The 26,612-nt window shown below is 70.0% G+C and carries 28 protein-coding genes and 1 riboswitch; of the genes, 14 read left to right on the top strand and 14 right to left on the bottom strand.

The window, feature by feature from the left end; genetic code table 11:
- Positions 1 to 33 precede the first annotated feature (33 nt).
- Positions 34 to 348, bottom strand: coding sequence for a hypothetical protein (locus ACFYZS_RS10630; protein ID WP_030857750.1), 315 nt, complete (start codon positions 346 to 348; stop codon positions 34 to 36).
- Between the two features lie 247 nt (positions 349 to 595).
- On the opposite strand from ACFYZS_RS10630, the gene rpsF reads away from it, so the two are divergent.
- From rpsF to rplI, 4 genes are all read left to right on the top strand, one after another.
- On the top strand, positions 596 to 886 hold the full coding sequence (gene rpsF / locus ACFYZS_RS10625) for a 30S ribosomal protein S6 (RefSeq protein WP_004950685.1): 291 nt from the start codon (positions 596 to 598) through the stop codon (positions 884 to 886).
- A gap of 72 nt (positions 887 to 958) precedes the next feature.
- Positions 959 to 1,552 carry a single-stranded DNA-binding protein gene (locus ACFYZS_RS10620; protein ID WP_030292604.1) on the top strand — a complete coding sequence of 198 codons (594 nt, stop codon included), beginning with the start codon at positions 959 to 961 and terminating at the stop codon, positions 1,550 to 1,552.
- A 43-nt stretch (positions 1,553 to 1,595) separates the two neighbouring features.
- Positions 1,596 to 1,832, top strand: coding sequence for a 30S ribosomal protein S18 (gene rpsR, locus ACFYZS_RS10615; RefSeq protein ID WP_005315025.1), 237 nt, complete (start codon positions 1,596 to 1,598; stop codon positions 1,830 to 1,832).
- A gap of 18 nt (positions 1,833 to 1,850) precedes the next feature.
- Positions 1,851 to 2,297 (top strand): 50S ribosomal protein L9, encoded by a 447-nt coding sequence (rplI, locus tag ACFYZS_RS10610; RefSeq protein WP_030153214.1) that lies wholly within the window; start codon positions 1,851 to 1,853, stop codon positions 2,295 to 2,297.
- A 139-nt stretch (positions 2,298 to 2,436) separates the two neighbouring features.
- On the opposite strand, the gene ACFYZS_RS10605 is transcribed toward rplI, so the two are convergent.
- Complete coding sequence (locus ACFYZS_RS10605; RefSeq protein WP_389009329.1) at positions 2,437 to 3,774, bottom strand: MATE family efflux transporter; 1,338 nt, start codon at positions 3,772 to 3,774, stop codon at positions 2,437 to 2,439.
- Between the two features lie 452 nt (positions 3,775 to 4,226).
- Here ACFYZS_RS10605 and dnaB point away from each other — a divergent pair, with 452 nt between their 5' ends.
- Positions 4,227 to 5,690 (top strand): replicative DNA helicase, encoded by a 1,464-nt coding sequence (gene dnaB / locus ACFYZS_RS10600; RefSeq protein ID WP_389010243.1) that lies wholly within the window; start codon positions 4,227 to 4,229, stop codon positions 5,688 to 5,690.
- Between the two features lie 9 nt (positions 5,691 to 5,699).
- The gene (locus tag ACFYZS_RS10595; RefSeq protein ID WP_389009326.1) at positions 5,700 to 7,085 is read left to right on the top strand and encodes a serine hydrolase domain-containing protein; all 1,386 of its coding nucleotides are present in this window, start codon (positions 5,700 to 5,702) and stop codon (positions 7,083 to 7,085) included.
- Positions 7,086 to 7,119: 34 nt separating this feature from the next.
- Here ACFYZS_RS10595 and ACFYZS_RS10590 read toward each other — a convergent pair whose 3' ends face one another.
- From ACFYZS_RS10590 to ACFYZS_RS10580, 3 genes are read right to left on the bottom strand one after another with little or no spacing between them, the layout of a single operon-like run.
- Positions 7,120 to 8,295, bottom strand: coding sequence for a winged helix DNA-binding domain-containing protein (locus ACFYZS_RS10590; RefSeq protein ID WP_389009323.1), 1,176 nt, complete (start codon positions 8,293 to 8,295; stop codon positions 7,120 to 7,122).
- Between the two features lie 55 nt (positions 8,296 to 8,350).
- Positions 8,351 to 8,812 (bottom strand): GNAT family N-acetyltransferase, encoded by a 462-nt coding sequence (locus tag ACFYZS_RS10585; protein ID WP_389009321.1) that lies wholly within the window; start codon positions 8,810 to 8,812, stop codon positions 8,351 to 8,353.
- A gap of 26 nt (positions 8,813 to 8,838) precedes the next feature.
- Complete coding sequence (locus ACFYZS_RS10580; protein WP_389009318.1) at positions 8,839 to 9,732, bottom strand: GNAT family N-acetyltransferase; 894 nt, start codon at positions 9,730 to 9,732, stop codon at positions 8,839 to 8,841.
- A 154-nt stretch (positions 9,733 to 9,886) separates the two neighbouring features.
- Between ACFYZS_RS10580 and ACFYZS_RS10575 the strand changes: the two genes are divergently transcribed.
- Both ACFYZS_RS10575 and ACFYZS_RS10570 read left to right on the top strand, forming a co-directional pair.
- Positions 9,887 to 10,537 (top strand): HAD family hydrolase, encoded by a 651-nt coding sequence (locus ACFYZS_RS10575; RefSeq protein ID WP_389009316.1) that lies wholly within the window; start codon positions 9,887 to 9,889, stop codon positions 10,535 to 10,537.
- Positions 10,492 to 11,862, top strand: coding sequence for a globin domain-containing protein (locus tag ACFYZS_RS10570; protein WP_389010240.1), 1,371 nt, complete (start codon positions 10,492 to 10,494; stop codon positions 11,860 to 11,862). The genes ACFYZS_RS10575 and ACFYZS_RS10570 overlap by 46 nt, the downstream gene beginning before the upstream one ends.
- A gap of 67 nt (positions 11,863 to 11,929) precedes the next feature.
- On the opposite strand, the gene ACFYZS_RS10565 is transcribed toward ACFYZS_RS10570, so the two are convergent.
- The 5 genes from ACFYZS_RS10565 to ACFYZS_RS10545 form a co-directional block, all read right to left on the bottom strand.
- Positions 11,930 to 12,409, bottom strand: coding sequence for an NUDIX domain-containing protein (locus ACFYZS_RS10565; RefSeq protein WP_389009313.1), 480 nt, complete (start codon positions 12,407 to 12,409; stop codon positions 11,930 to 11,932).
- Between the two features lie 74 nt (positions 12,410 to 12,483).
- Positions 12,484 to 13,389: a LysR family transcriptional regulator gene (locus ACFYZS_RS10560; protein ID WP_389009310.1), complete on the bottom strand. Its 906-nt coding sequence runs from the start codon at positions 13,387 to 13,389 to the stop codon at positions 12,484 to 12,486.
- A 175-nt stretch (positions 13,390 to 13,564) separates the two neighbouring features.
- Positions 13,565 to 14,737: a cystathionine gamma-lyase gene (locus ACFYZS_RS10555; protein WP_389009307.1), complete on the bottom strand. Its 1,173-nt coding sequence runs from the start codon at positions 14,735 to 14,737 to the stop codon at positions 13,565 to 13,567.
- Positions 14,734 to 15,225: a low molecular weight protein-tyrosine-phosphatase gene (locus ACFYZS_RS10550; protein WP_389009304.1), complete on the bottom strand. Its 492-nt coding sequence runs from the start codon at positions 15,223 to 15,225 to the stop codon at positions 14,734 to 14,736. The genes ACFYZS_RS10555 and ACFYZS_RS10550 overlap by 4 nt, the downstream gene beginning before the upstream one ends.
- A 10-nt stretch (positions 15,226 to 15,235) precedes the next feature.
- A complete protein-coding gene (locus tag ACFYZS_RS10545; protein ID WP_389009301.1) occupies positions 15,236 to 15,616 on the bottom strand; it encodes a phage holin family protein in 381 nt (126 codons plus the stop codon).
- Positions 15,617 to 15,705: 89 nt separating this feature from the next.
- Here ACFYZS_RS10545 and ACFYZS_RS10540 point away from each other — a divergent pair, with 89 nt between their 5' ends.
- The 4 genes from ACFYZS_RS10540 (at position 15,706) to ACFYZS_RS10525 (ending at position 18,005) form a co-directional block, all read left to right on the top strand.
- Positions 15,706 to 16,023, top strand: coding sequence for a cupin domain-containing protein (locus ACFYZS_RS10540; RefSeq protein ID WP_389009298.1), 318 nt, complete (start codon positions 15,706 to 15,708; stop codon positions 16,021 to 16,023).
- A gap of 164 nt (positions 16,024 to 16,187) precedes the next feature.
- Positions 16,188 to 16,415, top strand: coding sequence for a DUF5326 family protein (locus ACFYZS_RS10535; RefSeq protein WP_389009295.1), 228 nt, complete (start codon positions 16,188 to 16,190; stop codon positions 16,413 to 16,415).
- A gap of 296 nt (positions 16,416 to 16,711) precedes the next feature.
- The gene (locus ACFYZS_RS10530; RefSeq protein WP_389009292.1) at positions 16,712 to 17,458 is read left to right on the top strand and encodes an IclR family transcriptional regulator; all 747 of its coding nucleotides are present in this window, start codon (positions 16,712 to 16,714) and stop codon (positions 17,456 to 17,458) included.
- Between the two features lie 97 nt (positions 17,459 to 17,555).
- Positions 17,556 to 18,005, top strand: a complete 450-nt coding sequence (locus tag ACFYZS_RS10525) for an SsgA family sporulation/cell division regulator (RefSeq protein ID WP_365950912.1) — start codon at positions 17,556 to 17,558, stop codon at positions 18,003 to 18,005.
- Positions 18,006 to 18,099: 94 nt separating this feature from the next.
- Here ACFYZS_RS10525 and ACFYZS_RS10520 read toward each other — a convergent pair whose 3' ends face one another.
- Positions 18,100 to 19,509 (bottom strand): YibE/F family protein, encoded by a 1,410-nt coding sequence (locus ACFYZS_RS10520; protein ID WP_389009288.1) that lies wholly within the window; start codon positions 19,507 to 19,509, stop codon positions 18,100 to 18,102.
- A gap of 72 nt (positions 19,510 to 19,581) precedes the next feature.
- Positions 19,582 to 19,725: riboswitch (TPP riboswitch) on the top strand.
- Here ACFYZS_RS10520 and thiC point away from each other — a divergent pair.
- Positions 19,720 to 21,507, top strand: coding sequence for a phosphomethylpyrimidine synthase ThiC (gene thiC / locus ACFYZS_RS10515; RefSeq protein WP_389009285.1), 1,788 nt, complete (start codon positions 19,720 to 19,722; stop codon positions 21,505 to 21,507). It overlaps the preceding riboswitch by 6 nt.
- A gap of 123 nt (positions 21,508 to 21,630) precedes the next feature.
- On the opposite strand, the gene ACFYZS_RS10510 is transcribed toward thiC, so the two are convergent.
- From ACFYZS_RS10510 to ACFYZS_RS10500, 3 genes are all read right to left on the bottom strand, one after another.
- On the bottom strand, positions 21,631 to 22,467 hold the full coding sequence (locus ACFYZS_RS10510; protein WP_389009282.1) for a hypothetical protein: 837 nt from the start codon (positions 22,465 to 22,467) through the stop codon (positions 21,631 to 21,633).
- 150 nt (positions 22,468 to 22,617) lie between these two features.
- Entirely contained in the window at positions 22,618 to 23,835 is a 1,218-nt protein-coding gene (locus ACFYZS_RS10505) for a metallophosphoesterase (protein ID WP_389010237.1), read from the bottom strand.
- Positions 23,836 to 24,051: 216 nt separating this feature from the next.
- Positions 24,052 to 25,167: a LacI family DNA-binding transcriptional regulator gene (locus tag ACFYZS_RS10500; RefSeq protein WP_099890691.1), complete on the bottom strand. Its 1,116-nt coding sequence runs from the start codon at positions 25,165 to 25,167 to the stop codon at positions 24,052 to 24,054.
- Between the two features lie 362 nt (positions 25,168 to 25,529).
- Here ACFYZS_RS10500 and hisC point away from each other — a divergent pair, with 362 nt between their 5' ends.
- The gene (gene hisC, locus ACFYZS_RS10495) at positions 25,530 to 26,612 is read left to right on the top strand and encodes a histidinol-phosphate transaminase (RefSeq protein ID WP_389009279.1); all 1,083 of its coding nucleotides are present in this window, start codon (positions 25,530 to 25,532) and stop codon (positions 26,610 to 26,612) included.

The raw sequence follows: 26,612 nt of genomic DNA, 5'->3' as shown, positions 1-26,612 counted from the left end.
AGTGGCCGACGCCCTGTCGCCGAGGTGCCCTGGTCAGCCCGCCCAGCCGCCGAAGAGACCGCCGTGCGCCATGCCGAGATAGAAGCCCACGCCCGCGGCGCCAAGCCCGATGATCAGTGCGAAGCGCTCGCGTGTCGTCTCCGAGATGAACTGTCCGTACGCGCCGGTGAGGATGCCGACGAGTCCGGTCCACGAGCTCAGCAGGTGCAGATTGTCGAAGAACCCCGTGACGAACGCCACGATGCCGAGCACCACCGTGGCGACCACGAGGGTGTCCTGCAGCGGATGGGGCTTGCCGTCGGTCGCGAGGAGCGAGATGGAGGACTTGGGTTGCATGGCCTGTGCCATCGGAAGGCACCTCCTGGCTGAAGCAGAGCGGTGCACGGGCGCCTCCGGCAGGGGCCGGGGGCATAGCACCGAGCACACCCGATGCATACAGAGTGTGGCCTCCTCCCGTCGGATTTCAACCGGAAGGAGTGGAGCAGGTAGTCTGTACAGCTGCGCGGTGTCTGCTCACAGACGCCGTGCGCACGCATCACGACCCTCCTGCCACGGAACGACCGTGGCCGCTGAGTCCAAAGGAGGTGGGTTCCACATGCGTCACTACGAAGTGATGGTCATCCTCGACCCCGATCTCGAGGAGCGCGCTGTCTCCCCGCTGATCGAGAACTTCCTCTCCGTCGTCCGTGAGGGCAACGGAAAGGTCGAGAAGGTCGACACCTGGGGCCGTCGTCGTCTCGCTTACGAGATCAAGAAGAAGCCCGAGGGCATCTACTCGGTCATCGACCTTCAGGCCGAGCCTGCGGTCGTCAAGGAGCTTGACCGACAGATGAACCTGAACGAGTCGGTTCTCCGGACCAAGGTCCTTCGCCCCGAGACCCACTGAACTTCGGTTCAGCGGTAATCGGGACCGAGTAGCACAGCAGCCCAGCAGCAATCCCCGCCGAGAGGTTCATCCATGGCAGGCGAGACCGTCATCACGGTCGTCGGCAATCTCGTCGACGACCCCGAGCTGCGCTTCACCCCCTCGGGTGCGGCGGTCGCGAAGTTCCGTGTCGCGTCCACCCCCCGCACCTTCGACCGCCAGACCAATGAGTGGAAGGACGGCGAGAGCCTGTTCCTGACCTGCTCGGTGTGGCGGCAGGCGGCCGAGAACGTCGCCGAGTCCCTTCAGCGAGGCATGCGCGTCATCGTGCAGGGCCGGCTGAGGCAGCGGTCGTACGAGGACCGTGAGGGTGTCAAGCGCACGGTCTACGAGCTGGACGTCGAGGAAGTCGGCCCCAGCCTGAAGAACGCCACGGCCAAGGTCGCCAAGACCACCGGTCGCGGTGGCCAGGGCGGATACGGCGGCGGCGGTCAGCAGCAGGGCGGCGGCGGTGGCTGGGGCGGAGCCCCCAGCGGCGGCGCCCCGCAGGGCGGCGGAGCTCCCTCCGACGACCCGTGGGCGTCCAGCGCACCGGCCGGCGGCCAGCAGCAGCAGGGCGGCGGGGGCGGCTGGGGCGGAAGCTCCGGCGGCTCCAACGGTGGCTACTCGGACGAGCCTCCCTTCTAGGGAAGCTCGCATCCCCACTTCTTGATCACACAGGAGAGACACAATGGCGAAGCCGCCTGTGCGCAAGCCTAAGAAGAAGGTCTGCGCGTTCTGCAAGGACAAGACCGCGTACGTGGACTACAAGGACACCAACATGCTGCGGAAGTTCATTTCCGACCGCGGCAAGATCCGTGCCCGCCGCGTTACCGGCAACTGCACGCAGCACCAGCGTGACGTCGCCACGGCCGTGAAGAACAGCCGTGAGATGGCGCTGCTGCCCTACACGTCCACCGCGCGATAAGGAAAGGGTGACCGACTAATGAAGATCATCCTGACCCACGAGGTCTCTGGCCTCGGCACCGCCGGCGATGTCGTCGACGTCAAGGACGGTTACGCTCGCAACTACCTGGTCCCGCGTGGTTTCGCGATCCGCTGGACCAAGGGTGGCGAGAAGGACGTGGCGCAGATCCGCCGCGCCCGCAAGATCCACGAGATCGCGACCATCGAGCAGGCCAACGAGGTCAAGGCCAAGCTCGAGGGCACGAAGGTCCGTCTGGCCACCCGCTCGGGTGACGCCGGCCGTCTCTTCGGCTCCGTGACCCCGGCCGACATCGCCACGGCGATCGAGGCTTCCGGTGGTCCGAAGGTCGACAAGCGCCGCGTCGAGCTGGCTGCCCCGATCAAGACCCTCGGTTCGTACCAGGTCTCCGTGCGTCTGCACGCCGAGGTCGCCGCGAACGTGGGCGTCGAGGTCGTCGCCGCCTAAGTGCTGCGAGCGAAGGGCCGCACCCCTGTGGGGTGCGGCCCTTCGTCGTTCCTGGGGATCGCGGGGATCGCCGGTCGATGTTTCACGTGAAACATCCGAGGGAGTGGCCGATGTTTCACGTGAAACACCGGCCCGCGGATCAGCGGGTCGCCCCCGCGACCAGCCAGCGGCCGGAGCGGGCACGCAGCTGGAGGGTGGCCATCCTGACCAGCATCATCAGGGTCATGGCCCACCAGAGCGTGGTGAGACCGCCGCCGATGGCCGGGACGAGCAGGGCGGCCGGGGTGAATACGGCGAGGGTCAGCAGCATGGCCCAGGCCAGGTAGCGACCGTCCCCCGCGCCCATCAGGACCCCGTCGAGCACGAAGACGATGCCGCACACGGGCTGGGAGATCGCGACGACCAGCAGGGCGGGCAACAGGGCGTTCTCGACCACGGGGTCGCTGGTGAAGAGCGGGATGAACAAGGGGCGGGCCGCGATCACCAGTGCACCGAGGACGATCCCGGAGGCGATCCCCCACTGCACCATGCGGCGGCAGACGGTCTTGGCCCCTTCGGTATCGCCGGCGCCCAGGTAGCGGCCGATGATGGCCTGCCCGGCGATGGCGATCGCGTCGAGGGCGAAGGCGAGAAGGCTCCACAGGGAGAGCAGAATCTGGTGGGCCGCGATGTCCGCATCGCCCAGCCGTGCGGCCACGGCAGTCGCGATCATCAGCACGGCGCGCAAGGACAGGGTGCGCACCAGCAGCGGTACGCCGGCCTGGGCACAGGCCCGGATGCCCGCGGGGTCGGGGCGCAGGGAGGCTCCGTGCGTACGGGCTCCGCGGACGACCACGAAGAGGTAGGCGCTGGCCATGGCGCACTGGGCGATCACCGTGCCCCAGGCGGAACCGGCGATGCCGAAGCCCGCCCCGTACACGAGAGTGACGTTCAGGCCCGCATTGAGGGCGAAGCCCGCGATGGCGACGTAGAGCGGTGTACGGGTGTCCTGGAGGCCGCGGATGACACCGGTGGCGGCGAGCACCATCAGCATGGCCGGGATGCCCAGGGCGGAGATTCGCAGATAGGTGACCGCGTACGGGGCGACGGTGTCGGAGGCTCCGAAGAGGGAGACCAGCCAGGGCGCTGCCGGCAACAGGACGGCGACGACGGCGGCGCCGATCAGGAGGGCGAGCCAGATTCCGTCCATGCCCTGCCGGATGGCTGCCCGGAGGTCTCCCGCGCCGACCCGTCGGGAGACGGCCGCGGTGGTGGCGTAGGCGAGGAAGACGAAGACGCTGACGGCGGTGGTGAGCAGGGCCGCGGCGATGCCGAGGCCGGCCAGCTGGGGAGTGCCGAGGTGCCCCACGATGGCGCTGTCGGCCATCACGAACAGGGGTTCGGCGACGAGCGCGCCGAAGGCCGGGACGGCGAGCGCGAGTATCTCGCGGTCGTGCCGTCCCGGGGCAGGCTTCAGCGGGGCGATGGCCTGTGTCATGCGCTCAATCTAATCTTCCACAGGTAATGGACGCAACCGTCATTGGATCCTTACCGACGAGTTGGTTCACGCGTTCTCGGCACCCCATTGGAGGCGATCTCGGAACTGGGGCCGAGAAATTTCTCCCCCACAGCCCGTGGAGGAAGAAATCGCAGGTCAGGGTGGGTGGTTGGGTAGGGCAGGTGATTTTGTCCACAGCGCCGTCCCCCGGTCCGTGCACAGCTTCCGGCGACTTACCCACAGCATTGGGTCGGTCATCCACATCTCATCCACACAGCCTGTGGATAACAAGATTGGCTGACGTCGCTCTCGGCCCTACCGTTGTGCGTTGCCCGACTCGCCGACGGCGGATTCGGGTGCCCCACATGTCAGAGCCGTGTCGTAGAAAGAGTGGCACGGCGAGGTCCGCGTTGCGGACGGGAGGAGGCGGCCCGGTGAGTATGCCCGAGCCCATGGACGACCCCTGGGCCGACAGCGGTCCAGGTGACCGTCTGCCCGCCCGTCCGCGCCGTAACAACGACAGCCGCGGCCGCGGGGACGAACAGCACGAGCGGGGCCGTGAGGGCGGCTCCTGGGACGGCGGCGGAGGCGGCTTCGAGCGGGTGCCCCCGCAGGACCTGGACGCCGAGCAGTCCGTGCTCGGCGGCATGCTGCTGTCCAAGGACGCCATCGCGGACGTCGTCGAGGTCATCAAGGGCCACGACTTCTACCGGCCCTCGCACGAGACGATCTACCAGGCGATCCTCGACCTGTACGCCAAGGGTGAGCCGGCCGACCCGATCACCGTCGGCGCCGAGCTGACCCGCCGCGGTGAGATCAGCAAGGTCGGCGGGGCCTCTTACCTGCACACCCTCGTCCAGTCGGTGCCGACCGCGGCGAACGCCGAGTACTACGCGGAGATCGTCCACGAGCGAGCCGTCCTGCGCCGCCTGGTCGCCGCCGGTACGAAGATCACGCAGATGGGATACGCGGCGGACGGCGACGTCGACGAGATCGTCAACAGCGCCCAGGCCGAGATCTACGCCGTCACCGAGCAGCGGACCTCGGAGGACTACCTGCCGCTGGGCGACATCATGGAGGGCGCGCTCGACGAGATCGAGGCCATCGGCTCGCGCAGCGGCCAGATGTCGGGCGTCCCGACGGGCTTCACGGACCTCGACTCCCTGACCAACGGCCTGCACCCGGGCCAGATGATCGTCATCGCGGCCCGCCCCGCCATGGGCAAGTCCACCCTCGCGCTCGATTTCGCACGGGCCTGCTCCATCAAGAGCAACCTGCCCAGCGTGATCTTCTCCCTCGAGATGGGGCGCAACGAGATCGCGATGCGTCTCCTGTCCGCGGAGGCCCGGGTCGCCCTGCACCACATGCGCTCCGGCACCATGACGGACGACGACTGGACCCGGCTGGCCCGCCGGATGCCGGACGTCTCCGCCGCCCCGCTCTACATCGACGACTCCCCGAACCTGTCGATGATGGAGATCCGGGCGAAGTGCCGGCGCCTCAAGCAGCGCAACGACCTCTCGCTCGTGGTCATCGACTACCTCCAGCTCATGCAGTCGGGCGGCTCGCGCCGTCCCGAGAGCCGCCAGCAGGAGGTCTCGGACATGTCCCGAAACCTCAAGCTGCTGGCCAAGGAGCTCGAGGTGCCGGTGATCGCGCTGTCCCAGCTGAACCGTGGTCCCGAGCAGCGCACCGACAAGAAGCCGATGGTCTCCGACCTGCGTGAGTCGGGCTCGATCGAGCAGGACGCCGACATGGTGATCCTGCTGCACCGCGAGGACGCGTACGAGAAGGAGTCGCCCCGCGCGGGCGAGGCGGACCTCATCGTGGCGAAGCACCGTAACGGCCCCACGGCGACGATCACCGTCGCCTTCCAGGGCCATTATTCGCGGTTCGTGGACATGGCCAACACGTAGCATCCGATCATGGATGCCGTATCTGAAGACCTGGATCTGCTCCCCGCGACCCGACGTGCGCTGAGGCACCGGATCGCCGTCGCGCAGAGCGAGGGGCGGGCGCCGTCGGTGGTGGCGGCCGTGGCCCGCGGTGGCGAGGTGGTCTGGGAGGGCTCCCGGACCTCCGTGGAGGGGCACGGTCCCGACGGGGACGTGCAGTACCGGATCGGGTCGATCAGCAAGACCTTCACCGCGGTGCTGGTGATGCGCCTGCGGGACGAAGGCTTGCTGCGCCTTGAGGACCCGCTGGAGAAGCACCTGCCGGGGACGGGCGCCGGAGAGGTGACGATCGCCCAGTTGCTGGCCCACACCGGCGGATTGGCGGCCGAGACGCCGGGCGAGTGGTGGGAGCGCACGCCCGCGGCGCTGAGGCCCGAGCTCGCGGACGTGCTCGGCGAGGAGCCCTTCCGCTTCCGGCCCGGCCGACGGCACCACTACTCCAACCCGGGCTACACGCTGCTGGGTTCGCTCGTCGAGGCCCTGCGCGGGAAGCCGTGGGACGAGGTGCTCGGATCAGAGGTGCTGGAGCCGCTCGGTCTGGACCGTACGACCCCGCGTCCGCAGGCCCCGCACGCGGGTGGTTGGGCCGTGCATCCATGGGCCGACGTGATGATGCCCGAGCCGTCGGAGGACCTGGGGCTGATGGCAGCCGCCGGACAACTCTGGTCCACGACACGCGACTTGGCGCGCTTCGCGATGTTCCTCGCCCGGGGTGACGAGCGGGTGCTGTGCGCGGAGTCGGTGCGGGAGATGCGGACGCCGGCCGCGCCCCCGGAGCCCGGTTTCGCCCAGCTCGGCTACGGGCTCGGCATGCAGCTGATGGACACGGGCGGCCGCAGCCTCGCGGGCCACACCGGTTCGCTGCCGGGGTTCGTGGCGGGGCTCTGGCTGAGCGAGGCGGACGACGTGGCCGCGGTGGTGCTGGCGAACTGCACATCGGGACTGCCCGCCGCGACGGTGGCCGCCGACCTGGTGGCGATCGTCGCGGATGCCGAGCCGCGGTTCCCGCAGCCTTGGCAGCCGTTCCGGGAGGCCGATCCGGTCGCCCTGGACCTGTGCGGCCCCTGGTACTGGGGCACGTCGCCACAGGTGCTGCGGCTGAAGGCGGAGGGTCTGCTGGAGCTCGCGCCGGTGGGAGCGACGGGTCGGGCGGCCCGGTTCCGGGCGGAGCCCGACGGCAGTTGGACCGGGCTCTCCGGCTACTACGCGGGGGAGACCCTGCGGGCGGTCCGGCGTGAGGACGGCTCGGTGAGCCATCTCGACCTGGGCTCGTTCGTGTTCACGAGGGAGCCGTACGACGCACAGGCCCCGGTGCCCGGCGGGGTGGACCCGCAGGGCTGGCGGGGTATCGGCTAGGCCGTTTCTTTCGGATCAGGGCGGGCCGGCAGGTTCAGGCGACGAGTTCGCGTTCCAGCGGGGTGCGGAAGCGCGGGGTGATCCGGGCCTCGCCCAGCCAACGGGCGAGTCGGGCGGCTTCGTCGGCGATGGTTTCGTCGGCGGCGCGGCCGCGATCGCCCAGCATCCGCCAGACGATCTCGCCGTCCGCGCGCTGGGCCCAACCGCCGACGATCTCCCCGTTCCACCAGACCGTGGGGCCGATGTTGCCGGCGTAGTCGAAGAGCGCGGGCCGGTGGGCGGGATCGAGGTGGAAGCCCCGGTCGGCCCAGCCCATTCCACTGGGGTCCAGGCCGGGCAGCAGCGCGGCCCAGGGTTCCGGTGCGGTTTCGGGCGCGGTGTCGCCGGGGCCGACCAGGGCGGTGCTGCCGTCGTCGAGGCGGACCTGTTCGGGGCCGACGACTGCGAGGGCCTTGCGGACGTCGGTGAGGGTCCAGCCCGTCCACCACTTGAGGTCCGCCTCCGTGGCCGGCCCGTAGGCATGCAGCCAGCGGCGGGCGATCTCGGCACGTGCCTCGGCCGGCGGTACGGCGGGCCAGGGCTCGGTATGCACCCAGCGGAACTGGCTGGAGGTCCACGATCCGCGCGGCCGGTCACGGCGGATCCGGCCGTCGGCCGCCAGGAGCCGGATCACCCGGGTGGCGACGCCGGTCTCGGCCTCGTACCTCTTGCCCCGGCCGACAGTGATCTTCCGGCGCAGCGCGGGTACGGCAGCGGAAAGCTGGCTACCGGTGCAGGGGCCCTGGGCGTCGAGGGCGTCGAGTGTGGCGGCCTCCGCCCCGGCCAGCCACTCGGCGTCGAGACCCTGGCCGTCCTCGTCGAGGTGCTTGAGCAGGGTGCGGCGCTCCTTGACGGCGATGCCCCGGGCGGTGGAGGAGTCCACGTACGGGGCCAGTTCGCAGGAGACGGCGAAGAGCGTCCTGCGCATGCTGAGCAGCCGGACGAGGGAGACGTCCTCGTAGAGCGCCTGTTCGACGGCGCCGGGGCCGCCTCCCGCGATCCGGGCGCGAGCCGAGAGGAACAGGGTCGCGGCGTCGGTGGCGTGCAGGGCGACGACGGCATCCGCGGCCTCGGCGACGGTGGAGGCGTGTGCCGAGGGAGCCAGGCGGTGTCTGCGTCCGAGCCGGTGGCGGCGCTCGGAGGTGGTGACGAGGGGGAGGCTGGGGCTCATCCTCCCGATCGTAGGCCGGGCCGCGGACACCGGCCCGGCCTGCCCTCACGGGCGATCAGAGAGAGAGCTTGAACCCCACGTGGGATGCGGTGAACCCGAGCCGCTCGTAGAAGCGGTGGGCGTCGGTGCGGGTCGCGTCCGAGGTGAGCTGCACGAGTCGGCAGTTCTCACGGCGGGACTCCTCGATGGCCCATTGGATGAACCGTGTCCCCAGACCGCTGCCCCGTTCGTCGGCGTGGACCCGGACACCTTCGATGATCGAGCGCGTGGCTCCCTTGCGGGACAGCCCGGGGACGATGGTGAGCTGGAGGGTGCCCACCACGCGGCCCTCGCGGACCGCGACCACCACGTGCTGGTGGGGGTCGTCGGCCAGACGCTTGAACGCCGCGAGGTACGGGGTGAGGTCGTCCGGCGATTCGCGGGTGGCGCCCAGCGGGTCGTCCGCCAGCATGGCGACGATGGCGGGCAGGTCCTCCTCGGTGGCGGGGCGGATCGCCGGCTCGTCGGGATCGGTCATGGCGAGGTTCCTTCCTTGGCCCGTTCTCAGCCCGCTGCCACGGTGAGCGGGGCCCAGCGGCGGGTCCAGTCGCCGGGGAGCGCCGGGATGTCGCGGGTCATGACGGAGTTGAACGCCACGGAGCCGAGGCCGCGGTCCTTGAGCCAGGCGAGCAGCTCCTCGTGGCGCACGTCGATGTCGGTCCGCAGTGGCCGGTCGGTGGCAGCCGCGAGTGCCGTGACGAGTGCCTGGGCGCCGGCCGTGTCGCACGCGATCAGCGGCCCGATCACATGGGTCTCCATGTTGGGCCAGATCGCGGCGTAGCCGACGAGCTCGCCCCTGCTGTCCTCGGCGACCAGCAGCCGGTCCGCGAAGGCAGGAAGCCGCGTGATCATGTGTGTCCGGTCCGAGCCGAAGACTTCGGTGTCCAGGCGGACGATCCGCGGGATGTCCTCGCCGGTCGCCGGCCTGACCGCAACGGAGCCCGCCTCGGACGCCGGGCCCGAGGGTTCGGTGAGGAAGGTACCCCGGAGCATCTCCGCACGGCCGGTGGTGTCGAAGCCGAGTTCCTCGTAGAGGGGGCGGCCGTAGGGAGTGGCGTGGAGGGTGAGCGGGACGCCCTTGAGGACATCGTCACAGACGTACGTCATGAGACGGCGGCCCAGGCCCTGACGGGCATAGCGCTCGGCGACGAGGACCATCCCGATGGCGGCCAGTTCCGGGCCGGCGTGGGTGTGCCCGTACGAGGTGACGATGCAGGCGGCCGCGAGCCCTTGTCCATCGGGGGCATCGATGCCGTAGCCGTTGCCCGCAGCGAGAAGCAGCCCCCACTTGTGGTCCTCGCGCGGCCACCCGCGGTCTTCGGAGAGGTCGGCGCAGTGGCGGAGATCATCCACGGTCAGCGCACGGATCGGCAGGTCGGTGAGGTGTGGTGGTGTCACGGGCCCAGACTGGATCATCAGCCGGGGGGCGTCCAGAGGATTTGGGTCGATGTTTCACGTGAAACATCGCGCTGCCTCCCCCGGGCCGTGGCGCCGAGGCGGCTCGGTGGGAGCCGTGGATGTTTCACGTGAAACATCGCTAGCCTCGTCTTCCATGACCCTTCTTCACCTCTTCGATCTCGACGGGACGCTGATGTACGGCTCGGCGGCGCCGGTCGAGATCTCCCGACAGCTCGGCCTGAGCGCGGAGATCGCCAAGCTGGAGCGGGCGTTCGGTGCGCAGGAGATAGGGCCGCACGAGTTCTCGGTGGCGGCTCATGCGCTGTGGGCGGGGCTGACGCCCGCGCACGTTCGGGCGGCGTTCGACGGAGCCCCCTGGCTGGCGGGGATTCGCGAGGTGTGGCGGGAGATCAGGGAACGCGGCGATTACTGCGCGGTGGTCTCGCTGTCCCCGTCGTTCTTCGTGGAACTGCTGCTGGAGTGGGGGGCGCATGCCGCACACGGCTCGGTCTTCCCCGAGGTGCCCTTCACACGGCCCGTGGAAGCGGCCGGGCTCCTGACGCCCGAGGGAAAGGTCGCGGTGGCGGACCGGCTCTGCGAGCAGTTCGGGGTCACTCGGGCGGACTGTGTCGCGTACGCCGATTCTGCGACCGATGCGGTGCTCTTCGAGGCCGTCTCGGTGTCGGTGGCGGTGAACGCACGGCCGTACCTGGCGGAGCGGGCGACACACGTCTACGAGGGCCGGGACCTGCGAGAGGCATACCAGCTCGTCGGGGCGGCGCGCCCGGAAGTCCGAGCATCTTAAGAGGAAAGCGGGTTCGAAACGCGGACTTTCCGGGTTTTCCCGCGACCGGTTGGGGCGACTGGCAGTCTCTGAGGCCCGGAACCACGGATTCGAAGGCCGTGGCGTGCTTACCGACCGAGATGTTCGAAGCGAGGCACCGCATGGACGCTCCGCCCACCAGATCGGCAAGACGGACGGCCCGGATACTGTCCGGGGGCGGTGCGGTCGAGCCCTCCCCGGACGCGGTCCTCATCCGCCGGACCCTCGAGGAGATCGCACCCATCGCCGACCGGGTGACCTCGTACTTCTACGCCCTGGTGTTCACCGGCCACCCGGAGGTGCGGGGCATGTTCCCGGCCGCCATGGACGCACAGCGGGACCGGCTGCTGAAGGCACTGCTGACCGCAGCCGAGCACATCGACGAGCCGGAGGTGCTCGTCCCGTACCTGCGCCGGCTGGGCACCGGGCACCGGAAGTACGGGACGATGGCCGGGCACTACCCGGTGGTGGGTGAGGCGCTCATCGGCGCCCTGTCCCGGTACGCGCAACACACCTGGGGGCCCGAGACGCAGGCCGCGTGGGTGCGGGCCTACACCGTGATGTCCCAGACCATGATCGACGCGGCGGCGGAAGACGAGGTGAAGAGCCCCGCGTGGTGGCACGCGGAGGTGGTCTCGCACGATCTGCGCACCCCGGACATCGCGGTGCTCACCGTCCGCCCCGACCAGCCGTACTCCTTCCTCGCCGGCCAGTACACGACCCTGGAGACCCCGTGGTGGCCTCGGGTGTGGCGGCACTACTCGTTCGCCTCGGCGCCGCGCGCCGACGGGCTGCTGTCCTTCCACGTCAAGGCCGTTCCGGCGGGCTGGGTCTCCAACGCGCTGGTGCGGCACGCCCGCCCGGGCGACGTACTGCGGCTCGGGCCGCCGGCCGGGTCGATGGTGGTGGACCACACCACGGACAACGGGATGCTGTGCCTGGGCGGCGGGACCGGCATCGCCCCGATCAAGGCGCTGATCGAGGACGTGGCCGAGCACGGTGAGCGCCGCCCGGTGGAGGTGTTCTTCGGGGCACGCAGCGACGGCGACCTCTACGACAAGGACACCCTGCTGGGCTTGCAGCGCACGCACCCGTGGCTGTCGGTGCGCCCCGTGGTCGGTGAAGGCCTCGCGGGCCAACTGCCCCAGGCGGTCGGCGAACACGGGCCGTGGAGCTCGTACGACGCGTTCGTCTCGGGGCCGCCAGCGATGATCCGCAGCGGTGTGAGCGAGCTCAAGCGCATCGGGATACCCGTCGACCGGATCCGCTTCGACGCGGTGGAGGAGCTGGTGGGCGCGGCCGGCTGAGAGCCGGCCCGCCGACCGTGCCCGGGCCGAAGCGACCCGGGCCGATCAGGGCGAAGGCCCGCCGGGATCAGCCCAGGTCGGGAGCGTGCATCGCGCGGACGCCCTCGATGTTGCCGTCGAGGTAGTGACGCAGGGACAGCGGGACGAGATGCACGGCGGCGATGCCGACCCGGCTGAACGGTACGCGGACGATCTCGTACTCGCCCGCGGGCTCGTCGACTTCGGGGCCGTGCCGCTGGCTGGGGTCCATGGATTCGAGGTGGCAGACGAAGAAGTGCTGCACCTTCACTCCGGTCACCCCTCCGTCGGCGATGTGCTCGACGGTGTCGACGAAGCAGGGCACCACATCGGTGATCTTCGCGCCGAGTTCCTCGTGGAGCTCTCGGTGGAGGGCGTCGACGACGGTGGCGTCCGAAGGCTCCACTCCCCCGCCTGGGGTGAGCCAGTACGGATCGACGCCGGGCTTGGTGCGCTTGATGAGGATCAGGTCGTCACCGTCGAGCAGGATCGCGCGGGCGGTGCGTTTGACCACGGGACGTTCGGTCATGGGAGAAGAGTGGCCCAGACGGAGGTGTCTGAAACGCGTGTCGGTGAAACGCGCCGCACACCGGAAGCGGAGGCTCACCAGTGGGCGGCGGCGTGCAGCAGCCGGTCGTGCGCACGGGCGAGGTGGGCGAGGGCGAGGCTGCCGGTCCGTACGACGAGAAACCAGGTGCGCAGCGGCGGTACGGGTGGCTCCAGCAGGGCGACGATCTGCCCGCGGTCGAGGGCGTCCTGGCACAGGTACCGAGGCAGGACGGCCAGTCCGGCGCCGGCCCGGACGCACTCCAGTACGGCCCGGAGGTCGGGAGCGACGACGGTGGCCGCGTCCGGCCGGGTGCCGGGTCGGGTCTCGAAGACCGCGGCCCAGTAGCGGGCGACGAGCGGCAGGGTCTCGTGGACCTCGACGAGCGGAATGCCGTCGAGGGCGGCGGGGCCGGCCTCGCGCAGCCGGTCCGGATCGACGAGTGCGGCCCAGTAGGGCGCGGCGACCAGGACGTGCTCCTCGTCGCACAGGGCGGTCGCGCTGAAGAGTCCGCCGCGTGGGCGGGCCGTGGTGACGACGAGGTCGTGGTGGCCGGCGGCGAGCCCGTCGAGGGCTTCCTCGGCTCCGGCCTGGAGCACCGTGCGCAGGGTGTGGCCCTGGCCGACGAGCGGCGCGAGGGCGGGCAGGACGCGCAGGCACAGGAACTCGGGCGGGCCGGCGAGGTGCAGGGTGCGTAACGCGCCGGCGGCCTCGCGTTCCGCCTCGGTTATCCGCAGCAGTGCGTCGAGGTGGGGGGCGGCCTTGTGGGCGAGTTCGTCGCCGACCGCGGTGGGGGTGACCCCGCGGGCCCTGCGGTGGAACAGCGGTCGGCCCAGCTGGCGTTCGAGGGTGCGGATCTGTGAGGTGACGGCGGGCTGCGACAGCCCGAGGAGCGCGGCGGCCCGGGTGAACGAGCCCGCCCGGTGCACGGCGACGAAGGTGCGCAACAGGGCCAGGTCCATGAAGGCCCCTCTCGGTGGGGGCCTTCAACTATAAATATGCCGATAGGCCCCTGTCGTTACCGTGATTGGACTCTGACGCTGAGTCAACTAGCCTTGTGAGCGTGGTTCTTCGCGCGGAACCCGGAGCGGTCCGAGCCACTAGGGGGGAGGCTCGGACCGCTCTCGTTCCTGCTGCTCAGACGCCCGTGCCAGCCGCGTCGAGAGCCCGCAGCACGTCCGCGACCAGGTCATCAGTGTCCTCGGCCCCGGCGGACAGGCGGATGAACCCCTCCGGTACGGGGTCGCCTCCCCACCTCCCGCGCCGCTCCGCGGTGGACCGTACGCCGCCGAAGCTGGTGGCGTCCTCGACCAGGTGCAGGGCGGCCATGAACCGTTCGGCGTGCGCACGGTCCGGCAGGGTGAAGGAGACGACGGAGCCGAAGCCCCGCATCTGCCGGGCGGCCGTCTTGTGCGACGGGTCCGCGGGCAGGCCGGGGTAGCGCAGCCCGGTGACGTCTGCACGGTCGGCCAGTGCCTCGGCGACGGCCAGCGCGTTGGCCCACTGGCGCTGGGCGCGCAGCTGGATGGTGGCCAGGGATCGGTGGGCCAGCCAGGCCTCCATCGGGCCCGGGATCGCACCGACGATCTTGCGCCAGCGCCGGACGGCGGCAGCGAGCTCCGGGTCGCGGCAGACGACGTAGCCGAGCAGGAGGTCACCGTGGCCGGTGAGGCCCTTGGTGCCGCTGGCGACGGAGAAGTCCGCGCCGAGTTCCAGGGGCCGCTGGCCGAGCGGGGTGGCGAGCGTGTTGTCGACGGCGACCAGGGTGCCACCCGCGTGGGCGGCCTCCACCAGGCGCCGGATGTCGCATACGTCGAGCCCGGGGTTGGACGGGGTCTCGATCCACAGCAGCTTGGCTCCGCCGATGACGGTGAGTTGTGCGTCGTCGCCGGTCGGGGCGGTGCGGACGTGGATCCCGTACGCCTCCAGCTGTTCGCGGACCAGTGGCAGGGCCTGGTAGCCGTCGTCGGGCAGGACGACGGTGTCGCCGGTGCGGGCCTGGGAGAGGAGGACGGCGGAGACCGCGGCCATGCCCGAGGCGAAGACGACGGTGTCGACCTCCTGGCCGGGCGCTTCGAGTTCCCCGATGGCCCGCTCCAGCAGGGTCCAGGTCGGGTTGGTGTCGCGGCCGTAGGTGTACGGGCCCGCCACGTCGCCGGGGAGGTGGAAGTGGGCGGCGAAGACGGGTCCGGGCAGCGGCGGTTCGTTCTTGACGGGCTCGGGCAGCCCGGCGCGTACGGCCCGGGTGCCGTCGCCGATCCCGTCCGCTCCGGCCCCGGCCGCCGCCGGCTCGTCGGTGTGGTCGTTCATGCGGTGCGCTCCTTCACTGTCTCGCGTACGGCGTCCAACAGGCCCGCGCTGGCCGCCTCGACCAGCTCCAGGCACTGCTCGAACCCGTCGAGGGAGCCGTAATAGGGATCCGGTACGTCGGCGTCTTCGGCCTTCGCCGAGGGGTCGTAGGTACGCAGCAGCCGTACCTTGGCGGCGTCCTCCGGGGTGGGCGCCAGCGCCCGCAGGTCCCGCAGGTGCCCGGCGTCGAGCGCGATGACGAGATCGAGGCCGGCGAACCACGAGGCCCGGAACTGTCGGGCCCGGTGGTTCTGCTCGTAGCCGGCGGCTTCCAGGACGGTGACGGTGCGCGGATCTGCGCCGTCCCCCTCGTGCCAGCCGCCGGTGCCGGCGCTGTCCACCTCGACCAGGGCATCGAGCCCCGCCTCGGTGACGCGGGCGCGGAAGACGGACTCGGCCATGGGGGAGCGGCAGATGTTGCCCGTGCAGACGAAGCAGACGCGGTACATGGCGGTGGGCTCAGTCCTTGTCGGGCAGGGCCATGTTCACGGCCCAGGAGACGACGGAGATGATCAGGCCGCCGATCAGCGCGGTCCAGAAGTTGTCGACGTGGAAACTGAGATCAAGCTGCTTGGCCAGCCAGGAGGTCAGCATCAGCATCAGTGCGTTCACGACGAGGGTGAACAGCCCGAGGGTGAGGACGAACAGTGGGAGCGAGAGCAACTTCACCACGGGCTTGACGATGAGGTTGACCAGGCCGAAGACCAGGGCGACCAGGATCAGCGTGAGGGTCCGCCGGCCCAGGGAGCTGTGGTCGTCCAGCGTGATGCCGGCCAGCAACCAGATGGCGACGGCCAGGGCCGCGGCGTTCGCGAGCGTCTTGACTACGAAATTCGTCATGTGTCTGATCGTGGCAGAGAAGATCCCGGTGGGACATCAGCAGATCAGCGGATGCCAGGGAACGCGAGAGAGCAAGGGGCACAACGACGATGAAGGCCTTCCGGCTGGACGAGCTCGAGGCGGAGCGGCTCGCGAACGACGGCGCCTATCTGCAGTTCCTGCGCGAACGGAACATGTCGGTCGGGCTGTACGCCCTCAACGCCGGTCAGAGCGACCCGCAGCAGCCCCACCGCCAGGACGAGGTGTACTTCGTGGTGAGCGGTCGGGCCTCGATCACGGTCGGGGAGGAGACGACGACGGTGGCGCGCGGCAGCGTCGTCTACGTGCCCGCCGGGGTGGTGCACAAGTTCCACCACATCACCGAGGACCTGCGGGTATTGGTGGTGTTCTCCCCGCCGGAGGCCTAGCCGGGCAGGCCTCGACCCAGGGTCGGACCCCCTGATCCCCCTAGGGGGCGGATCAGGGGAGTCCGGGGGCTCGCGGGCCCCCGGACGGTTGTGCGGCCTCCTAGCATCGAGAGCAGGAAGTCACGGCTCACGAAGCTCAAGAAGCTCAGGAAGAGGTTGAGGACATGGACGGCATCCGAGAGACATTCGCAGGCATGCCCTGGTGGGTTAAGTGGGTCGCGATCCCGCTTCTGGTGCTGTTCGTCTTCGGCGGTGTCATCACGAGCATCCTCGGCGCCCTGATCTCGTTCGTCTTCAAGCTGCTGCTGTTCGTCGCACTCGTCGGCGGCCTGATCTTCGTCGTGAAGAAGTTCACCGGCAGCGGTTCGAAGTCCTCCTCCCGCGACTGGTAGCTCTCGGAGCCCAGCTCCCTGGCCCCGGGTCAATGCAGGGGATTAACCCGGGCGGGGGAACGTGAGGTGGCAAACCGCCCACACCGTGGGAATCGGCGGATAGAGTGGCAATCTGTGCCGTTTCCTGGGCGCCGGACGCCGTCGGTGCCGCCCTGACCTGTGGTTTTCTCTAGTGCTGGCTGAGTGCGACTCCCAGGAGCCGCGGCGCGTGCGGGGGTGGCCCCCGCAGGGCGGGCCCTCCCCAGGTCCGCCGCCACGCCTGGGGGTGAGCTTTGTCTTCGGTTCACAATGCCGGTGTGCCGACGCTGATCGGTTCGGTGCAGCGCGCGTTGAGGCTGCTCGAAGCAGTGGGTTCCCACAGCGAGGGAGCCCCGGCGAAACAACTGGCGCGCGAGGCCGGGCTCCCCCTCCCCACCGCGTACCACCTGCTGCGCACCCTCACGCACGAGAACTATCTCCGGCGTGAGGGTGGAGTGTTCGTGCTCGGCGCCGCCGCCGGGCGGCTGGCGGGCGGCGGACTGCAGCAGAAACGTCGCAGCATGATCCTCGACTCCCTCGCGCACTTCCGCGACGCGGTCGGGGCCCCCGTCTACTTCGCAGTGTTCCGCGAAGGTGAGATCGAACTCGTGGGAGTCTCGGACACCCCGGCCAGCCCCGCGGTCGAGGAGTGGGCCGATTTCCGCGCGACCGGCCATGCGCACGCCATCGGGCAGTGCCTGCTGGCCCAGCTCGACGAGAAGACGCGCAGGGACTACTACGAGCGGCACCCGGTCGAGGCCGTCACCCAGTACACCGTCCGGGATCAGAGAGCCCTCGAAGATCGCATCGGCTCTCTCGGACGGATGGAGCCGGTTACGGAGCGTCAGGAGTACGCGCTGGGCACTGTCTGTGCAGCCATCCCCATCACCGCGGGCGATACCGCCGCAACAATGGCGATTTCTCTCCCTTTGCACCAGCAGGAACGATTGCTGTATGTGGTCGATCGACTACGGAGTGAAGTAGGCGCGCTGTTGAGCACCCTCTCGTTCTCTATCAGTATCTGAAAACTCACTCCTTGTGATCTGCATGAGCTTCCACCACCCTTGTCAAGAGGGCCCTGGGGGATCATTCCTGGCCACTTCCACTACAGCGGGGTAGTCCATGCGCGAGTCGGTACAGGCAGAGGTCATGATGAGCTTCCTCGTTTCCGAGGAGCTCTCCTTCCGGATCCCGGTGGAACTCCGGTACGACACCCGTGACCCCTACGCAGTGCGCCTGACGTTCCACCTTCCCGGAGACGCCCCCGTGACCTGGGCGTTCGGCCGGGAGCTGCTCCTCGACGGCATCAACAAGCCGTGCGGCGACGGGGATGTGCACATCGCCCCCACCGACCCCGAGGAACTGTCCGACGTTCACATCCGGCTCCAGGTCGGCTGCGACCGGGCCCTGTTCCGCGCCGGCGCGGCGCCGCTCGTCGCGTTCCTCGACCGTACCGATCGGCTTGTTCCGCTCGGTCAGGAGCGCAACCTCGGTGACTTCGAGGAGAACCTCGACGAGGCGCTGGACCGGATCCTGGCCGAGTCCCGGCAGAACGAGCAGAACGCGGGCTGAGCGGACCGACCGGGCGAGCAGAGCGGGCCGACCGTCCGAGCCGAGCCGAGCGTACGTGCCGAGTTGCCCCGGGCCCCCGAGCCACCCGGGTCGCTCAGCGCTTGCGCCGCCGTCCCCGGCCGCCGCGGACCGGCCCCGAGGCCGCCGCTCCGGCCGGGGATCCCGGCCGGTCGGCGGAGACCACCAGCGCGGCGAGCGCGGTGGTCACCGGGACCGAGGCCACCAGGCCGATCGACCCGACGAGGGTCCGTACGATCTCCTCCGCGACCAGCTCGCTGTTGGCCACCGAGCCCATGCTGCTGTTCGCGATCGAGAACAACAGCAGCAGCGGAAGCGCCGCGCCCGCATAGGCCAGTACCAAGGTGTTGACCACCGAGGCGATGTGGTCGCGGCCGATCCGGATGGCTGCCCGGTACAGGGCACGGGACCCCATCGAGGAATCGGCCTGGTGGAGTTCCCAGACCGCCGATGTCTGGGTGACCGTCACATCGTCGAGCACACCCAGGGATCCGATGATCACGCCCGCGAGCAGCAGACCGCTCATGTCGATGTCCGGGTAGAGCCCGTGGATCAGCCCCGTGTTGTCGTCGGTGTTGCCGCTGAGGAACGCCCAGTCGACGAAGACCGAGCCGAGCAAGCCGATCAGCAGCAGCGATACGAGCGTGCCCAGGACGGCGACGGACGTACGGGCGCTCAGGCCGTGGCACATGTAGAGCGCGATGAGCATGATGGCGCTGGCCCCGACGACCGCGACGAGCAGCGGGTTCGAGCCCTGCAGGATCGCCGGGAGGATGAAGAGGGTCAGTACGCCGAAGCTGACGACCAGTGCGACCAGTGCGAACACGCCGCGCATCCGCCCGACGACGACCACGGCCACCGCGAAGCTGCCGGCCAGTACCGCCAAGGGAAGCTTGCGGTTCACGTCGACCACGGAGTACTGGAGGTCTCGGGGCGCGTCCGGCGCGTACGCGACGACCACCTCCTGGCCCTCCTCCAACTGCCGTGGCGCGCCCGGCTGGACGATCTCGATGAACGTGCGGCCCTTGTCCGGCCCGGTGCCGACCTCGACGGTGGCCTTCTTGCAGTCGCCGGTCTGCTCGGCCCGGGTCTGGCGGCCCTCCGGAGTGGAGACGCTGCCCGTGGTCGGCACCTGCGAGGCGTTCACCGATTTGCAGTCGACTTGTTCGAGCGCGACGACCCGGCCCTGCTGGGTCTGCCGGTCGAAGCCGACCCCGGAGCGCTCGTGGGCGGGGGCGCCGCCCGGCCAGAGCACCACCATGCCGACGAAGACGGCGACGGCGAAGGGGATCAGGACCGCGGCGATGACCTTGCGCAGGTGCTTCGAGACGGGAGCCGCCGGCCCGTGGCCGTGGGAATGACCGTGGGAGTGGGCCGGGGCTGGGCTCTGGTCATGGCCGTGGTCATGCCCGTGGCCCACGTGTGCGTGGTCGGTGTGACCCGGGGGCTCTGTGGGCGAGGAGGGAGGCTGCGGCGAGGACGTCACCGGCAGATCATCGCAAGAGTTGAGGGGGCCCACTGTTCAGCACGCCACAGATGACGCTAGCGTGGGGGCACCTTTGCACAACGCGGGAGCTCGGAGCACCGGGCTGAGAGGGCGCTGATCACCGTACGCAGCACACATGCGGACGGGAAGAGGCTGCGTCGACCGCCGAACCTGTTACCGGGTAATGCCGGCGTAGGGAGATCAGGTCTCATGACCATTCAGGACGCACGCACGCCTGCCGTCAGCCAGGACGCCGACGGCCAGACCGAGCGCCAGCCCGGCTGGCACAAGGGATACCTGGCGGGCTCCCGGCCCGACCTCCGGGTGCCGGTCCGCCAGGTCCACCTCACCAACGGCAAGGACGTGACGCTCTACGACACGTCCGGTCCGTACACCGACCCGCAGATCGAGACCGACGTCCGCCGGGGCCTGGCGCCCCTGCGTGAGAACTGGATCATCGGCCGCGGCGACACCGAGGAGTACGCGGGCCGTCCCGTGCGCCCCGAGGACGACGGCATCAAGCACACCTCGCCGCGCGGTGGCCTCAAGAACCTCGACGCGGTCTTCCCGGGCCGCCCGCGCCAGCCCCGCCGAGGCCGTGGCGGCGCCGCCGTCACCCAGCTCGCGTACGCCCGCCGCGGAGAGATCACTCCGGAGATGGAGTACGTCGCGATCCGGGAGAACGTCTCCCCCGAGGTCGTCCGCGAGGAGATCGCCGCGGGTCGCGCGGTGCTTCCCGCGAACGTGAACCACCCGGAGATCGAGCCGATGATCATCGGCAAGCGGTTCCTGGTGAAGGTCAACGCCAACATCGGCAACTCCGCCGTCACCTCCTCCATCGAGGAGGAGGTCGACAAGATGACCTGGGCCACCAAGTGGGGCGCCGACACGGTCATGGACCTCTCGACCGGCCGCAACATCCACACCACCCGCGAGTGGGTCCTGCGCAACTCCCCGGTCCCGATCGGCACCGTGCCGCTGTACCAGGCACTGGAGAAGGTCGACGGCCGTGCCGAGGACCTGACCTGGGAGATCTACAAGGACACGGTCATCGAGCAGGCCGAGCAGGGCGTCGACTACATGACGGTCCACGCCGGCGTGCTGCTGCCGTACGTGCCGCTGACCGCCCGCCGCAAGACCGGCATCGTCTCCCGCGGCGGTTCGATCATGGCCGCCTGGTGCCTCGCGCACCACAAGGAGAACTTCCTCTACACGAACTTCGAGGAGCTCTGCGAGATCCTCGCGACGTACGACGTCACGTACTCGCTGGGCGACGGCCTGCGCCCCGGTTCCATCGCGGACGCCAACGACGCCGCGCAGTTCGCGGAGCTGAAGACGCTGGGCGAGCTGAACACCATCGCCAAGCGGCACAACGTGCAGACCATGATCGAGGGCCCGGGCCACGTCCCGATGCACAAGATCAAGGAGAACATCGACCTTCAGCAGGAGATCTGCGAGGAGGCGCCGTTCTACACGCTCGGCCCGCTGACCACGGACGTCGCCCCGGCGTACGACCACATCACCTCGGGCATCGGCGCCGCGATGATCGCCTGGTGGGGCACCGCGATGCTCTGCTACGTCACGCCCAAGGAGCACCTGGGCCTGCCCAACCGCGATGACGTGAAGACCGGCGTCATCACGTACAAGATCGCTGCGCATGCGGCGGACCTGGCCAAGGGCCACCCGGGCGCCCAGGAGTGGGACGACGCCCTGTCGGACGCGCGCTTCGAGTTCCGCTGGGAGGACCAGTTCAACCTGGCCCTCGACCCGGACACGGCCCGCGAGTTCCACGACGAGACGCTCCCGGCCGAGCCGGCCAAGACCGCGCACTTCTGCTCCATGTGCGGTCCGAAGTTCTGCTCGATGAAGATCTCCCAGGACATCCGCCGTGAGCACGGTGGGGACCTGAAGGCCGACGAGATCGAGGCGGGCATGGCGGAGAAGTCCGCCGAGTTCGCGGCGAGCGGGAACCGGGTGTACCTCCCGCTGGCGGACTGACCCCGCCCGTGACGGCCGGCGCTGCTCTGGGGAGGTTGAGGGGGCTTCCCAGGGCAGTGTCCCGGCCCGTCACGCGATGTTTCACGTGAAACACGGACAGGCGGCCCGCTGCGGGCCGCGGCGCTACTGAGCGCCGCCGTCCGGGCCGGTGAAGTCCGGACTCGTGAAGTCAGGCGGGGTGTAGCCGGGGCGGGGGCCCTGTGAAGGGGACCCCGGACTGGTGAAGTCGGGCCGGGTGTATCCCAGATTGGGGATGCGCCCGGCCTTCGGCGTGTGCGGGGCCGGAAACGCCGGACCCGCCGGTCCCGCGCTCGGATCGGCCAGCGCGTCCCGCAGGAACGGCAGGATGCCCCGTTCCAGCAGGGCCTGCCGCCAGGCCTCGCGGGCCCGCGTGACCTCGTCGGGTATCGCGTCGGCCTCGTCCTCGGCCACCACCTCGGTCGCCCGGTTGCGGACGGCCGTCACCAGCAGCCCGATCACGGCGAACACCAGCGACACCACGGTCAGCGCGCCGAACAGCCAACCCGCCGTCAGCATCGTCTCCGCGAAGGCCGGTTCGGGTTCGACCGCCTTCAGGATGTAGCCAACCAGCAGGAAGATCAGCATCGCGGTGCCCGCCAGGACCGGCGCGAGCACTGCGACGACGGCGCTGACGCCCGCACCGTCCTCGCCCTCACCCTGCAGCCCGGAACCTTGGTCCCCGGCCGAGCCGGGGGTGGACAGGACCTCGTCGCGCCGCTCTCCGCGGAGTTTCACGTAGTGGTCGTACTCGGCCGCGGCCGCGGCCGTGAGCAGGGAGCTGGCCCCGATGGCCATCGTGCGCAGTTGTTCGGCGTTCAGGCGCTCACCGAGGGCGGCGAGCTCGGGCCGTTCGTGCGCGGTGCGCAGCGCCTCGTCGAGGAGCCGATCGAACTCGGGTCGGTCTTCGGTCAGCAGGTGCGGAGCGCTGTTCATGTGCATCCCCCGATGCTCCGTAGGGACCGGTTTGCCCGCGTAGACCCGGGCGCCGGCACAAACGGAGGAGAGCCTGCTACGGATAGGGCGATGGTAGAGCGCCCATGCCACGCCGTGACAGGGGCTTTCCCGAAATTACCCCCCTTCTGATAACCGTCAGTCGTTCAGGGGGAGTTGCACGACCAGCAGCTTGCCCGCCATCGTGACCCCGCCGTCCATCGCGATGGCGAGCCCCTCCGCGTACACGTGCGGGCCGTTCACGGCCTCCGGTCCGCGCGACTCGTCGCCGTCCTCGGTGCCCACCTCGCCCAGCAGGTACGGGATCGGGCTGTGCCCATGGACCACGCGGCCGCCGCCGTAGGTGTCGAGGAGTTCGCGTACGGCCTGCGGGCCGGTCTCCTCGTCGCGGAACGCGAACCGCTTGGTGAACTTGCGGAACAAGTCCCAGGTGATGTCGGCGTCGTTGCGGTTGAGCAGCTCGTGGATGGTGTCGTTGACGTCCTCGATGGAGTCGCCGTAATCGAGGTACGCGGTGGTGTCGGAGTGCAGCAGCAGGTGCCCGTCCTCCAGCACGGCCGCGTCCAGCCGCTGCATCCACTGGAGGTGTACGTCCTCCAGGCGCTCCATGTCGGTGCGCTGGCCGCCGTTGAGGAGCCAGGCGGCCTGGAAGGTGGCGGTGCCCGCGCCCGAGGCGACGGGGGTGTCGCCGAACCGCTTGGCGCCGATGAGCAGCAGCTCGTGGTTGCCCATCAGGGCCTTGCAGTAGCCGCCCGCTGCGGCGGCCTCGGCGGACAGCCGCATGACGAGGTCGATGACGCCGATGCCGTCGGGTCCGCGGTCGGTGAAGTCGCCAAGGAACCAGAGGCGGGCGTTGCCGGCCGACCAGCGGCGGTCGGCGTCGATGAGGCCCTGGGCCTGGAGTTCGTGGACGAGCTCGTCCAGATAGCCGTGGACGTCGCCGACGACGTACAGCGGTCCGGGGCCCGTGGCCGGGGACTCCTGGGGAACGTACTGGACCTGCACGGTGTCGCCCGGTCCCCCGCGGCCGATGATCGGCAGATCGCGGTGGGTCGGGGTGTAGCCCTCGTCGAGCTCGTCCCCGTCGGCCGGGGCCGGCCCGCCCGCTGCGGGGCTCTCGCCCACGGGCGGCTGCGGGGGCACGGGTGGCTGGGGCGGCACGGGGGGCTGCGGGGGCACCGGCGCGCCCTCCCCGTAGTACGCGGGGTACTCGCCGTACACCGGGGCCTCTTCGGGAAGCGCGCCGGGCACGCCGTACGGGACGGGCTCGGTGACCGGAACTCGGAAGTCCCGCAGCGTCTCCGTCCGCATCGCGGGTCCCTGACCGGCCCCCTGAGTCATCGACCCCTCCACCACCGTCGCGCTGCCGTACACCTGCGGACCCTCCTGACCTCCTGGGCGGAGGGTCCGTGATGTCGTGCGCCCATCATAGGAATGCGGCTCGCGCTCTGTGACGCACCAGGGGTGGTGAATCCTGGGCGGAACCAATAGTTCCTGCCGCTTTCTCCCGAAATAGGTGTTGCGGAAATCCCCGGCGGGACCGTCGGCCCCGCCGGTATCGCGCTGCGGCGGTCAGTCCTTGGCCGGTGAACGGGGCGGGCTGACGGTCGTACGGGGCTGCCTGCGCTGCGAGGAAGTGCGGACGATCAGCTCGGTCGGGACCACCTGTTCGACCGGGCGGCCGGTGTCGACCCCCTCGATGGCGTCGATCAGCAGCTGTACTACGGCGGTGCCGATGCGGCGCGGTTTGAGGGAGAGGGTGGTGATGGGCGGTTCGGTGTTGGCGTACACGGTGGACTCGCTGCAGCAGACGAGCAGCAGGTCCTCGGGGACGCGCAGGCCGTAGCGCCGGGCGGCGGCCAGCAGATCGGTCCCGTTGGGGTCGAAGAGCCCGTAGACGGCGTCGGGCCGGTCGGGCCGGGCGAGCAGCCGGTCCGCGGCGACGGCGCCCGCGCACGGGTCGTGGGCGGGGTAGGACTCATAGACGGGGTCCTGGCCGACGCGCTCGCACCAGTTGAGGTAGGCGGTGGTCGACAGCCGGGTGTAGGTGTCCGTGGTGGTGCCGGTCAGCAGCCCGATCCGGCGGGCGCCGGCGGCGGCGAGGTGGTCGAGCAGGTTGAGTACGGCGGCCTCGTGGTCGTTGTCGACCCAGGCGGTGACGGGAAGGGAGCCGGCCGGGCGGCCGTCGGAGACGACGGGGAGCCCTTGGCGGACCAGTTCGCTGACGACGGGATCATGGTCGGAGGGGTCGATGACGACGGTGCCGTCGAGGGCCACGTTGGACCACACGTCGTGTCGAGAGGTGGCGGGGAGGATGACGAGGGCGTAGCCGCGGGCGAGCGCGGCGGAGGTGGCGGCCCTGGCCATCTCGGCGAAGTACGCGAATTCGGTGAAGGTGAAAGGTTCATCCCCGTACGTGGTCACGGTCAGGCCGATGAGGCCCGACTTGCCGGTACGGAGGGTGCGGGCCGCGGCGGAAGGGCGGTAGCCCAGACGGTCGGCGACCTCGCGAACGTGGCGGCGGGTGGCGTCGGGCAGCCGTCCCTTGCCATTGAGCGCGTCGGAGACGGTCGTGATCGAGACGCCCGCCGCGGCGGCCACGTCCCTGATGCCGGCCCGGCCCTGTCGGCCGGCGGCCCGCCGGGTGGTCTCGGTCCGGCTCACCTGATGCTTCCCTGCTGCTGTCATGGCGAGCCGATAGTAGGGCTCGGCGGGGTGGGTGGTCCGGGTGCATATGCACGCGTTGACAGGCACGATTCTGCATGGTTCGCCACCCCCAATGACCTTGGAAATGAAGGAATATCGGTGCGGAGAGTGACTGGGGCGTTTGTCGTCGGGTACGGGCATGCCAAAGCGGTGTGGTCTCGGGACGGTCTCAACTCACCTGTACGAGGGATGCGCGCCACGGCGTGGGCCACCGGCGTGCGCATATATGCGTGCGCTCCCCCGCAATCCCGGCGCCACCCATTTTCGGGAGAGCGGAATCCTCATAAGGTGAGCAGTATTGAGTCGACGGCGACGTCGTACGGGACGGTCGAGGAGGACCTGCGGTGAGCGAGAAGAGCCCGAAGCTGCGCGCCGAGCTGGACGGCATTCCCACCTACAAGCCCGGGAAGCCCGCTGCCGCGGGCGGACCCGTCGCGTACAAGCTGTCCTCGAACGAGAACCCGTACCCGCCGCTGTCCGGGGTGCTGGAGAGTGCGGTCGCGGCCGCCGGACAGTTCAACCGCTACCCCGACATGGCCTGCACGGGCCTGGTGAACGAGCTCGCCGAGCGGTTCGGGGTGCCGGTCGAGCACATCGCCACCGGTACGGGTTCCGTGGGTGTGGCCCAGTCGCTGATCCAGTCGACGGCCGGCCCGGGCGACGAGGTCATCTACGCCTGGCGGTCCTTCGAGGCCTACCCGATCATCACGCAGATCTCGGGTGCCACGTCCGTGCAGGTGCCGCTGACCGACGGGGACGTGCACGACCTCGACGCGATGTTCGACGCGATCACCGAGCGGACCCGGCTGATTTTCGTCTGCAACCCCAACAACCCCACCGGCACCGCGGTCCGCCGCGCCGAGCTGGAGCGGTTCCTGGACCGGGTGCCCTCGGACATCCTGGTGGTGCTGGACGAGGCGTACCACGAGTTCGTCCGGGACACCGAGGTGCCGGACGGCATCGAGCTCTACCGCAGCCGCCCGAACGTCTGCGTGCTGCGTACGTTCTCCAAGGCGTACGGGCTGGCCGGCCTGCGCGTCGGCTTCGCCGTGGCGCACGAGCCGGTGGCGGCGGCGCTGCGCAAGACGGCCGTGCCGTTCGGCGTCAGCCAGCTCGCCCAGGACGCGGCGGTTGCCTCGCTGCGCGCCGAGGACGAGCTGATGGGCCGGGTCGGGGCGCTGGTGGGCGAGCGTGCCCGGGTCCACAAGACGCTGCTCGGCCAGGGCTGGACCGTGGTGCCGGACACGCAGGCGAACTTCGTGTGGATGCGGCTGGGGGAGCGGACCGTCGAGTTCGCGGCGGCCTGCGAGAAGGCCGGTGTGGTGGTCCGGCCCTTCGCGGGCGAGGGCCTGCGGGTCACGATCGGTGAGCCCGAGGCGAACGACATCTTCCTGCACACGGCCGAGGCCTTCTTCAAGGAGATGTAG

This window comes from Streptomyces sp. NPDC001903 (assembly GCF_042891345.1).
Classification (GTDB): domain Bacteria; phylum Actinomycetota; class Actinomycetes; order Streptomycetales; family Streptomycetaceae; genus Streptomyces.
This window is presented reverse-complemented; position numbering and strand designations above follow the sequence as displayed.